The organism is Maribacter sp. BPC-D8 (assembly GCF_035207705.1).
Classification (GTDB): Bacteria; Bacteroidota; Bacteroidia; order Flavobacteriales; family Flavobacteriaceae; genus Maribacter.
Genome location: NZ_CP128187.1, coordinates 3,398,975 through 3,410,473, shown reverse-complemented (window position 1 = coordinate 3,410,473; position 11,499 = coordinate 3,398,975). Strand labels below are relative to the sequence as shown.

At 35.8% G+C, this 11,499-nt stretch carries 9 protein-coding genes; 2 read left to right on the top strand and 7 right to left on the bottom strand.

Annotated elements, in window-relative coordinates; translation table 11 throughout:
* Positions 1–2: 2 nt before the first annotated feature.
* A complete protein-coding gene (locus tag QSV08_RS14920) occupies positions 3–1,769 on the bottom strand; it encodes a 1-deoxy-D-xylulose-5-phosphate synthase (RefSeq protein WP_324024437.1) in 1,767 nt (588 codons plus the stop codon).
* A 63-nt stretch (positions 1,770–1,832) separates the two neighbouring features.
* Here QSV08_RS14920 and QSV08_RS14915 point away from each other — a divergent pair, with 63 nt between their 5' ends.
* Positions 1,833–2,276 carry a nucleoside deaminase gene (locus QSV08_RS14915; protein WP_324024435.1) on the top strand — a complete coding sequence of 148 codons (444 nt, stop codon included), beginning with the start codon at positions 1,833–1,835 and terminating at the stop codon, positions 2,274–2,276.
* 69 nt (positions 2,277–2,345) lie between these two features.
* Here the strand turns inward: QSV08_RS14915 and QSV08_RS14910 are convergent, their stop codons facing one another.
* The 5 genes from QSV08_RS14910 to aspS form a co-directional block, all read right to left on the bottom strand.
* The gene (locus QSV08_RS14910) at positions 2,346–2,537 is read right to left on the bottom strand and encodes a cold-shock protein (RefSeq protein ID WP_324024433.1); all 192 of its coding nucleotides are present in this window, start codon (positions 2,535–2,537) and stop codon (positions 2,346–2,348) included.
* 76 nt (positions 2,538–2,613) lie between these two features.
* Positions 2,614–2,874: a hypothetical protein gene (locus tag QSV08_RS14905; RefSeq protein ID WP_324024431.1), complete on the bottom strand. Its 261-nt coding sequence runs from the start codon at positions 2,872–2,874 to the stop codon at positions 2,614–2,616.
* Between the two features lie 11 nt (positions 2,875–2,885).
* Positions 2,886–4,670 (bottom strand): chloride channel protein, encoded by a 1,785-nt coding sequence (locus QSV08_RS14900; protein ID WP_324024429.1) that lies wholly within the window; start codon positions 4,668–4,670, stop codon positions 2,886–2,888.
* Between the two features lie 145 nt (positions 4,671–4,815).
* On the bottom strand, positions 4,816–5,277 hold the full coding sequence (locus QSV08_RS14895; protein ID WP_324024427.1) for a hypothetical protein: 462 nt from the start codon (positions 5,275–5,277) through the stop codon (positions 4,816–4,818).
* Positions 5,278–5,553: 276 nt separating this feature from the next.
* Entirely contained in the window at positions 5,554–7,311 is a 1,758-nt protein-coding gene (gene aspS / locus QSV08_RS14890) for an aspartate--tRNA ligase (protein ID WP_324024424.1), read from the bottom strand.
* A gap of 257 nt (positions 7,312–7,568) precedes the next feature.
* Between aspS and QSV08_RS14885 the strand changes: the two genes are divergently transcribed.
* Positions 7,569–7,916 (top strand): toxin-antitoxin system YwqK family antitoxin, encoded by a 348-nt coding sequence (locus QSV08_RS14885; RefSeq protein ID WP_324024423.1) that lies wholly within the window; start codon positions 7,569–7,571, stop codon positions 7,914–7,916.
* A 78-nt stretch (positions 7,917–7,994) separates the two neighbouring features.
* On the opposite strand, the gene QSV08_RS14880 is transcribed toward QSV08_RS14885, so the two are convergent.
* Positions 7,995–11,498, bottom strand: coding sequence for an efflux RND transporter permease subunit (locus QSV08_RS14880; RefSeq protein WP_324024421.1), 3,504 nt, complete (start codon positions 11,496–11,498; stop codon positions 7,995–7,997).
* Position 11,499 lies beyond the last annotated feature (1 nt).

Here is an 11,499-nt window from a genome sequence, read left to right as displayed (position 1 = left end):
TTTCATAGAAATTGTTGTACATATTGTTTTACGGACATCTTATCTATCCCTGCTTTTATATACAGTTTTTCGGTAGCACCGTGTGTAATAAAGGCATCAGGAATGCCAAATATCTTAATTATTTTATGGATTCCAATATTATTTGCAAATTCTAACAAACCACTTCCAAATCCGCCAGTAGCAGCACCATCTTCAATTGTAATAATATGCTCGAATTTCTGTAAGATTTCTTTTAATAAAGTTGAATCTAAAGGTTTTATAAACGGGAAGTTATAATGGGCGATTGCGGGGTTGCTATCCAATTCATTTATTAGTTCAGAAACCATTTTGCCGATGGGTCCTGTGCTTAAAATGGCAATTTTGGTTCCTTCTTTTAAAAGCTGTGCTTCTCCGATATTGAGTTTTTTCATCGGTACTTGCCAGTTCACTTCTTTTCCACGACCACGAGGATATCTTATAGCAATAGGATGGTCTAAACCTAATTGTGCCGTGTACATGATATTTCTTAACTCTATTTCATTCATTGGAGAAAAAATAATCAAGTTAGGAATGCATCTTAAGTATGAAATATCAAAAACACCATGATGTGTTGGTCCGTCTTCACCAACCAAACCTGCACGATCTAAACAGAAAATTACGGGTAGGTTTTGTATGGCTACATCGTGTATAACTTGATCATATGCCCGTTGTAAAAAAGTGGAGTAAATATTACAAAATACCACTAAACCATCGGTTGCCATACCTGCTGCCATGGTTACCGCATGCTGTTCGGCAATACCAACATCGAAAGCCCGATCTGGGATAGCCTCCATCATAAATTTTAAAGAACTACCCGTTGGCATTGCCGGTGTAATCCCTACTATTTTTTCATTTTTTAGCGCAAGTTCTACTAAAGTTTTACCAAATACATCTTGAAATTTAGGAGGTTCAATGGTGTTAGTTTTCTTTTGTAGCTCACCAGTTTGTTTATCAAACTTACCAGGTGCATGGTAAGTAACCTGATTTTCTTCTGCCTTTTGTAAGCCTTTACCTTTCGTGGTGATTACGTGTAATAATTTAGGGCCTTCAATATGCTTTAAACGTTCTAATTCTTTTACTAAAGCAGGCAAGTCATGACCATCTATAGGGCCAGTATAATTAAAATTTAGGCACTCGAAGATATTTTCTTCTTTTGCGGTACCTGTTTTTACATTGGTCAAGTATTTTTTTAATGCGCCAACACTTGGGTCTATACCCATAGCATTATCGTTGAGTACGACAAGAATATTTGCATTGGTGACACCAGCATGGTTTAAGCCTTCAAATGCCATACCGCTGGCTATTGATGCATCGCCAATAACGGCAATGTGTTGTCGTTGTAATTTTTCTTGTAATTGTGCAGCCAAAGCCATGCCTAACAAAGCTGAAATAGAGGTAGAGCTATGCCCCGTGCCAAAAGCATCGTATTCGCTTTCTTCCATTTTTGGAAAACCACTTATGCCGCCTAATTGTCTATTGGTTTCAAAAACCTCTTTTCTGCCGGTCAGTATTTTATGTCCGTATGCTTGGTGTCCTACATCCCATATTAGCTTGTCTATGGGTGTATTGAATACATAGTGTAATGCTATGGTCAATTCTACTACACCTAAACTAGCACCTAAATGCCCTTCTTTGACCGATACAATATCAATAATGAACTCACGTAATTCAACAGCTAGTTGCTCTAAATCCTTTACAGTTAAAGTTTTTAAATCGTTAGGTGATTTGATATGTTCTAGAATTGATTTCAAATTGTCTCTATAATGGGCACAAAAATACTTTTTTAAAAATGAAACTATCGTATTTTTGAGGCTATGGTTTTACCTTACGATGATACTTATTTTATGAAAAAGGCACTTCAAGAAGCAGAATATGCACTTGAAGCTGGTGAAGTGCCTGTAGGTGCAGTTATTGTAGTGCAAGACAGGATTATTGCAAGAACTCATAATTTAACCGAAAAATTGAATGATGTTACGGCACATGCCGAAATGCAGGCTATTACTTCTGCAGCTAATTTTCTAGGTGGTAAGTATTTAAAAGATTGTACGTTGTATGTAACTTTAGAGCCGTGTCAAATGTGTGCTGGCGCGTTGTATTGGAGCCAGATTGGGAAGATTGTATATGGCGCTACAGATGAACAGCGAGGTTGCGGAGTTATGGGAACTACACTTCACCCTAAAACTAAAATATCTGGTGGTATTCTCGCAGATGAAGCTTCTAGTTTATTGCTTCAGTTTTTTGCAAAGAAAAGAAAATAGGATATTGCGTATCATTAGATAACCACGCAAGAGCGTGGTTATCTAATTATTTTTAAAAAGAGAACATTGTTAAAGTACCTGTACTTGTCCGGCAACTGTACCTTTTTTTCCTTCTTCCTCCTCATAGCTCACTTTATCACCTTCTCTAAGTTCGGTGCCGTGTAAAGAGGTGGCGTGAACAAAAATATCTTTCCCAGTTTCTTCATTGGTTATAAATCCATAACCCTTAGATTCATTGTAAAATTTGACGGTACCAATCATTGTATTGAAATTTTAATGTTAACATTCTAATTTACAATATTTTACGATTCATTGGTAGAGAATTCAATTATTAATTTTACGGAGTGTCTTGATTATCAGTCTTTCTAGGCTCTTTGCCTTGCATTTTTCGCACATTTTCATCGGTAAGCATGTAATCATTGAATTTTTTACCCTTGCTCTCTTTGATTAGAAAAAGCGGCATAGCAACTAAAAATAGTAATAAAGTGCCTGAGCCTATATATTTGTGAGATAGCGCAACTTCACTAGCATCTAAATTGAATCCGTAGATAATTAGTCCGATTGAGATTAAAACTATGGCGATTATTACATATTTCATGTCTTTATTTTTTACTTGGTAAATTTTATAAGCTCTCTTCTATAAGCGGTTAATAGTTTTGATTTAGAAACAAACCCCATGTATTTTCCGTTTTTAACTACGGGTAAATTCCAAGCACCGCTATCTTGAAATTTTTGCATTACAATTTGCATGCTGTCCAGGCCATAATAAATGTGATCGGGTGCTTTATGGGTAAATGTTTCCACTTTTGTAGTGTCGTACAATTTGGTGTCGAACATGAATTCCCTTATATCATCTAATAAAATAATACCCAAAAACATGTGATTTACATCTACTACAGGAAAAATATTTCGTGTTGATTTAGCAACCGAATCGTGTAGCATTTCACCCAAAGTCATATCTGGGTGTACGATTTTAAAGTTGGTTTCTATAACCATATCAATATTCATAATGGTAAGTACAGCGTGATCTTTATTGTGTGTCAATAAATCGCCACTTTCTGCTAATTCTCTAGTGTAAATTGTATAATCTACGGTGTTTTTGGTGATGATGTATGATATGGAAGCGGTAATCATTAGTGGGACAAAAAGTGCGTAGCCTCCTGTTATTTCAGCAATAAGGAAAATTGCGGTCAACGGTGCATGTTGCACACCCGCAATAAGACCCGCCATGCCTATAAGGGTGAAGTTACTTTCGGATACCGAAAATCCTAATCCGGAATTATTGATCAGTTTTGCTACTACGTTGCCCAAGGCACTACCCATTACCATTGTTGGTATGAAAATACCACCAGCACCACCGGCAGCCAAAGTAGTGGTCATCGCAACCGCTTTGAAAATAGTAATGCCGACCAAAAGTGCAATTACAACCCAAATATTACCAATATAAGCATCAAAAGGCGTTTTACCCAAAGCTTTAATATGATCACCAATTAAAAGGTCGTTGATAAAGGAAAAACCTTCACCATACAGTGGAGGAATCGTATATAGCATTATACCTATAGCAAGACCACCAACGAGTAATCGATATTTAGGACTCTTTAAGGGCTTAAAAAGATTAATAATACCAAAGTACATTTTTGTAAAGTAAATTGAGGCTATAGCCGTGCCTACCCCTAATAGAATGTAAAACAAGGTGTCTTTAACCTCAAATGGTTCTGTAATCGAGAAATTGAAAAGATTCTCGTTCCCCATAAAAAAGTAGGAGGTAAGTACACCGCTTATCGAAGCCAGTAATAAGGGTAACATCGATATCATGGTCAAGTCTAAACTAAATACTTCTACAGCAAAAATGATAGCGGCAATCGGAGATTGAAATATAGAAGAAATCGCACCTGCCGATGCACAGGCAATTAGTAAAGACCGCGTTTTAGAATTTATATGAAAAAGCTTACCTAAATTAGAGCTTAATGCTGCGCCTGTTGCCACTGCCGGACCTAATAGCCCTACAGATCCACCAAACCCTACGGTTAACGGCGCAATAATAAGTTGGGTGTACATCTGCTTGGCATCAATATTTGCCTTGTTTCTTGATAAGGAAAATAGAATAGAAGAAACAGCATGCTTTAATTTCTCTTTATGAATGAATTTTACATAAAGATATACCAACGTAAGACCAATAATAGGCAGAATGAAATAGAGCTGATTGCTTGAGAAAATAATCCCTTTTTCAAGAGATGCTTCAATAAAATAAGTGATGTTTTTTAGGGTAACAGATGCCAAACCAGCCAATAGACCAACGATTACACTTAAGATGTAAATGAAGGTTTTTTGAGAGATATGTTTATATCTCCATTTGTAAATGCTTTTTAAAATGTTATTCCTTTGGATGGGCATGGTTGAGCCAAATCAATGATAGGCATCAAAGGTATTTAATTACTTGCTATGATTTTGAATTTAAGTTCCTCTAAATCTTCAAGATAAATTTCGTGTATCCCTTATTATTAAAATAGTCATTGCTGTAATAAATAAAAGAACTTAGTTATTGGTTCAGTGATTTCAATTTGCTTTCTTCCCAATTAGCTGCTCTAATTGTATAACCCTCGTAAAAAACTGAAAGTTTAATTTTTTGATGTATTAAATCTTCAAGATTAGGTTTTAAAAGTTGTTTTGAAAACTTACCGCCCCCATCAGTATTGTCAATAACTAAAAGATTGTTTTTGATTGATATTAAACCCATATAATCCAAGCTGTCATTTTTTGTTTTTCTTTTTAAATAAAGCTTGTTTTCTTTTATTATATACCCGTTACATTCGTATTTTTCTTTAAACTCGTGATAATAGCAAATACGGTTGCTATCTATAAAAAATTCACCATAATGGTCTGATACGCTTTCATAAGTTAAATACCAGTTACCTTGAATTTTAGATTTTATTGAATCTTGGCTTGTACAAGAGAGAAAAATTATTGTTATTAAAAAACAGTAAATTTTTTTTATGCCCATTTGTGATTTTTATTTTAAAACCATTTAATTCCCTCTAAGGTTGTAAAGTAAGAATTTTTGATTTCCGGAAAACTTTAAGCAAGACAAACTAGTAGAAAGGGTTCTTTGACTATTTTGTCTGATAGTACTTTAAGAATAGGCGGCGAGGATAGTAGATTCTTCCTCGAGAAAATAAAACATAACCAAACTTTAGAAAGTTTTATTAAATGATAAAAAGAGATTTGCTAAAGATAATCCCGCACTAGGCGGGATTTTTACTTTTATATCAAAAAGATTTTATTTCAAATCTATATCCAACTTCAAACTCAATTCTTTCAATTGAGCATTATCAATCGGTGCAGGTGCATCAATCATTACATCGCGACCACTGTTGTTTTTAGGGAATGCAATAAAATCTCTGATGGTTTCTTGTCCGCCTAAAATAGCTACAAGTCTATCCAAACCAAATGCTAATCCGCCATGTGGTGGTGCGCCGTATTGGAAAGCATCCATTAGAAATCCGAATTGTGCTTTTGCCTCTTCAGGTGTAAAACCTAAATGCTTAAACATTGTTGCTTGCATATCTTTATCGTGAATACGAATAGATCCACCGCCTATTTCGTTTCCGTTCAATACCAAATCGTATGCATTTGCACGTACTGCACCTGGATCAGTATCTAATAATTCTAACTGACCTGGTTTTGGAGAAGTAAATGGGTGGTGCATGGCATGATAATGCCCAGTTTCTTCATCAAGCTCTAATAATGGGAAATCAACAACCCATAATGGTGCAAATTCATTTGGTTTTCTTAAACCTAATCTCGTTGCCATTTCCATTCTCAAGGCACTTAATTGTGTTCTTGTTTTATTGGCATCACCAGAAAGTACACAGATAAGATCACCTGGTTTGGCACCAGTTGCTGCTGCCCATTTTGCTAAATCGTCTTGGTCGTAGAATTTATCTACGGTAGATTTAAAGCTTCCGTCTTCATTACATTTTACGTAAACCATTCCGTTAGCACCAACTTGCGGGCGTTTCACCCAGTTTACTAAAGCATCTAATTCTTTTCTAGTATATGAGGCAGTATCTGGTACGGCAATACCTACTACTAGCTCTGCCGAATTAAATACTCCGAATTCTTTATGCTGGGTAACACTATTTAATTCAGCGAATTCCATTCCAAAACGAATATCTGGCTTATCGTTACCATATTTAGACATGGCATCATCATAAGTCATTCTAGGGAACGAATCGATCTCAACACCGTTCACTTCTTTTAAAAGGTACTTGGTTAAGTTTTCGAATACGTTAAGTATATCTTCTTGCTCAACAAAAGCCATTTCACAATCTATCTGTGTAAATTCTGGCTGTCTGTCGGCACGTAAATCTTCATCTCTAAAACACTTTACAATCTGAAAGTATTTGTCCATACCACCAACCATAAGCAACTGCTTAAATGTTTGTGGCGATTGTGGTAAGGCATAAAACTGCCCTTCGTTCATACGACTTGGTACAACGAAATCTCTAGCACCTTCAGGTGTAGATTTTATTAAATACGGAGTCTCCACCTCTATAAAGCCTTCGCCCGATAAAAACTTACGAACCTCCATAGTTACCTTACTTCTAAAAATAAGATTGTTTTTTACAGGGTTTCTACGGATGTCTAAATACCTGTATTTCATACGAAGATCTTCACCACCATCTGTTTCGTTCTCGATTGTGAAAGGCGGAGTCTTAGATTCGTTCAAAATAGTAAGTTCAGAAACTAAAACTTCTATATTACCGGTTGGGATGTTGGCGTTTTTAGAAGATCTTTCAATAACCTCACCCTTTATTTGAATAACAAATTCTCTACCTAAATTTCTTGCCTGCTCTAATAGCTCGGCATTTGTGCGGTCTTCATCAAGTACTAGTTGTGTAATACCATAGCGATCCCTTAAATCTACCCAAACTACGAAACCTTTATCTCTTGTTTTTGCTACCCAACCAGATAGGGTAACCGTTTGGCCAATATGTGATTCTCTTAACTCCCCGCAGGAATGGCTTCTATACATAGTACTTGCTTTAATGAATTGGCAAATTTAAGAAGTCTATTTCATTATAGTTCTATATAACAGGTAGCTTTTATGCGCTGACCGGTTTAGTCAATGATATATATCTAAAAATGTTAAATTATTAATATATAGCTAGTTATAGTCACAATGTAAAGTTAATGTAAACTAAAAGTTACCAAATCATTGATTAATTAAGAAATAAATGTATTTTTGTAGCGTTACTGTTAAGTAGAAAATTAATTTAAAAAATATACTCCATGAAAAAAATACTAATTATAGCCGTAATGGCATTGTCTTTCGGAGCTTACGCTCAAGTTGATCCTACTTTTGAAAAAGATGGTGAGAAAGTAAAAGCAACCTACTTTCATGCAAACGGAGAAAAGTCTCAAGAAGGTTTCTTTTTAAATGAGAAGTTAGAAGGGGAGTGGAAAATGTTCAATGAAAAAGGAGATAAAATTGCTATGGGTAATTATGATAAGGGTGTAAGAACCGGTAAGTGGTTATTTTGGGAAGGTGATGTAAAAAGTGAAGTAAGTTTTGACAATAACAGAATCGCTAGTGTTTCTAAAGCAAAAGCTAAAGATCCTGTTGTAACGAATAAATAATCTCAATCAAATACAACAATAATAAAAAAAGCCCCGTATCATTTGATACGGGGCTTTTTTATTTCAGTTTTTTTTAGATTAAGCTACATGTTCTAATTCTTTATTTTCTTCATTACTATTTCCGCCAAAACTGCTAAACTTTATTTTTATACGGTATACTATATTGAATAGTACCGGTACAATTATTAGGGTTAAGAAGGTCGCAACGATTAATCCGAAGATTACCGTCCATGCTAATGGTCCCCAGAAAATCACGTTATCACCACCAATATAAATATGTGGATTAAACTCTGAGAATAGCGCAAAGAAATCAATGTTTAATCCGATCGCTAGCGGAATCAATCCTAATACGGTTGTAATGGCAGTTAATATTACCGGTCGTAATCTTGCCTTACCACCAACAATCATAGAATCGGTCGCATCTTCAATTGTCAACAAATCACTGTCTTCCATACCAAGTCTTATCTTTTTACGGTCGACCAGAATTTGGGTGTAATCGAGGAGTACCACTCCGTTATTCACCACAATACCTGCAAGTGAGATAATACCCATCATAGTCATCATAATTACGAAAGACCATCCGGTGATCATTATTCCTCCAAATACACCGATAAAGCTTAAGAAAATTGCAATCATAATAATTAATGGTTTCGAAATACCACCAAATTGGAAGATTAGAATAAGCATAATCAATCCTAATCCAGAGAAAAAAGCACCTACTAAGAAAGTTTGTTGCTTTGCTTGCTCTTCTAATTGACCTGTATAATCAATTTTTACGGTTGCGGGAGCTCCGTCAAAACTTCCCATCTCATTTTGAATTTCAGCAACAATTGCACCTGCATCTGTAAAGCCAGGTTTTAATCCCGAATAAATAGTAACTACACGTTTACCATCGCGGTGTTTAATAGCACTAAAGCCTGATGTGTTTTTCTCGGTTGCTACAGCAGAAATCGGAATCTCCTTAATCTGTCCGTTAGAAGGGTCTCTAAAAATGATATTCTGATTGAATAGCGCACTTTTATTGTATCTCAAATCTTCATTGAATCGGATGTTGATATCATAATCTTCACCGTCTTCTTTATAAACACCTGCTTTTTCACCAAAAATAGAACGTCTTAACTGATTACCGACTTGACCAACGGCAACACCTAATTCACCCGCTTTTTCGCGATCCACAATTACTTGCATAGCTGGTTTGCCTTTGTTTACATCAATTTTCAATTCTTCAATACCAGCAATGTTTTTAGTATTGATGAAGTTTTTAATGTCTTCAGCAGTATTGATCAGTTCATCATAATCATTACCCTCAAGTTCAATATTAATAGGAAAACCTGCTGGCGGACCATTGGCATCTTTCTCTACCGATATGGCAACACCAGGATAAATACCCTGTAATGCGGCTTGTACACGACCACGAATATCTTCGGTATTTAAACCATTACGAAATTTATACTCGCTAAAGTTTACGGTTACCTTACCCTTGTGAGGCATTTCGGCAGACGAACCACCGTCGGTAAGCGGATTACCTGCGCCTTCACCAACTACTGATACAGCAGATGCCATCATAAAGTTTTCACCCTTTTCATTCTTGTACATATCATCATTCATGATAGCGTACACTTGGTTTTCTACCTCTTTGGTAATCTCGTTGGTCTTTTCAATAGAAGTACCTTCTGGGTATTCTACATACACATAGATTTCATTTGGTTTGTTATCAGGGAAGAATTCAATTTTAGTTCTACCACTACCAACAGACATACCAAATAGCATGAATACACCGATCAACATTAAAAAAGTGATACCAAAATACCAGTATACATTGCCACCTTTTAAGGCATGTTTTAAACGACGCTCATACCAATTTTCAAAACGAGCCATGGTTCTCTTTTGAAATCTAATAGCTGAGCCTTTAATAATGTATTTATAAGCCCAGAACATTATTCCGGTTAATATTAATACAGAACCTAAACCACGCATAGCGCCACCAAAAACTAGTATTAATGCTCCTAGACCACCTAGAATAACACTCATTCTAATTAATTGTTTTAAGGTCAGTTCTTTTTCATCGGTGCTCATAAATTTAGAAACCAACATAGAGTTCATGAAAATTGCCACGAATAATGACGAGCCCAATACTACAGAAAGTGTAATAGGGAAGTAGATCATAAACTGCCCAAAAATACCAGGCCAAAGTCCTAATGGTACAAACGCTGCTACAGTAGTAGCGGTTGATATAATGATAGGGTAGGCAATTTCACCAATACCTTTTTTAGCAGCTTCGGTTCTTGACAAACCTTCATCCATTAATCGGTATACATTTTCAACTACTACAATACCGTTATCTACTAACATACCAAGCCCCATAATCATTCCGAAAAGGATCATCGTATTTAAGGTATAACCTAGCCATGATAATATTACAAATGACATAAACATAGACATTGGTATCGCGAAACCTACAAATAATGCATTTCTAAAGCCTAAGAAGAACATTAAAACAGTTACTACGAGTATAATACCGAAGATGATGTTGTTTACTAAGTCATCAACCTGATTCAGTGTTCTAGTAGAAGAATCATTTGCAATAGAAATATTTAAGTCTGGCGGAAAGTAATCGGCTTTCTCCTTTTTTACCAATTCCTTTATTTTATCTGCTGCAGAAATGGAGTTTCTACCGGCTCTCTTTTTAACATCGAGCATTACTACATTATTCCCGAATTCTCGAGCATAGGTAGTTTTGTCTTTTGCTTGAAAGTTAACCGTAGCAATATCCTTTAAGTAAACAGCACCGTTTTCAGACTTAACCACAAAATTGTTCAGTTCTTTAGGATCTTCTACTTCGCCTAGAATACGAATGGTACGTCTTTGTCCAACAGTTTTTAAGTTACCGGCAGACATCGTCATATTACCATTACTAATAGCACTGATCACATCTTGAAAGCTAATTTTTGCAGCCATCATTTTGTAAATGTCGACACCGACTTCAACTTCTAAATCTTGTGCACCACGTATATCTGCTTGTTTAATTTCTGGTAAGTCTTCTACTTCATCTTGTAAATATTCAGCAAACTCTTTCAACTTTTCTACAGGGTAATCTCCTGTAAAATTGATATTCATAATAGGCACTTCTTCTGAGAAATTCAGGTCGAACACATTCGGTTCTACTTTAGCACCGTTAAAAGTAGGCCAGTCTTCACTCGCTTTTTCACTATCTACTTCATCTTTTACTTTTTGCTTTGCCTGTTCTACAGTAATTTCTTCATCGAACTCAACGGTTAAAATAGCGTAATCTTCTTGAGAAGTTGAGGTAACTTCTACTACGTTACTAATGTTCTTTAACCGATCCTCTAAAGGATCTGTAATCAGTTTTTCAATATCTTCAGCAGTGTTACCTGGGTAGGGTGTGCTAATGTAGATTTTGGTCTCTATAATTTCAGGAAAATCTTCTCTTGGCATCGCCATATAGGCGCTGAATCCCAACCAAAGAAAAATGGCAATCATCACATAAATAACCGAGGGGTTATCAATGGACCAAGACGATAAACCGAATTCCTTATCGGCGTTCTTTTGTACTTTGCTCATC

Coding starts and splice junctions, on each gene's coding strand:
- QSV08_RS14915 (WP_324024435.1), top strand. CDS start 1,833: ATGGTTTTACCTTACGATGATACTTATTTTATGAAAAAGGCACTTCAA.
- QSV08_RS14910 (WP_324024433.1), bottom strand. CDS start 2,537: ATGATTGGTACCGTCAAATTTTACAATGAATCTAAGGGTTATGGATTT.
- QSV08_RS14905 (WP_324024431.1), bottom strand. CDS start 2,874: ATGAAATATGTAATAATCGCCATAGTTTTAATCTCAATCGGACTAATT.
- QSV08_RS14900 (WP_324024429.1), bottom strand. CDS start 4,670: ATGCCCATCCAAAGGAATAACATTTTAAAAAGCATTTACAAATGGAGA.
- QSV08_RS14895 (WP_324024427.1), bottom strand. CDS start 5,277: ATGGGCATAAAAAAAATTTACTGTTTTTTAATAACAATAATTTTTCTC.
- aspS (WP_324024424.1), bottom strand. CDS start 7,311: ATGTATAGAAGCCATTCCTGCGGGGAGTTAAGAGAATCACATATTGGC.
- QSV08_RS14885 (WP_324024423.1), top strand. CDS start 7,569: ATGAAAAAAATACTAATTATAGCCGTAATGGCATTGTCTTTCGGAGCT.
- QSV08_RS14880 (WP_324024421.1), bottom strand. CDS start 11,498: ATGAGCAAAGTACAAAAGAACGCCGATAAGGAATTCGGTTTATCGTCT.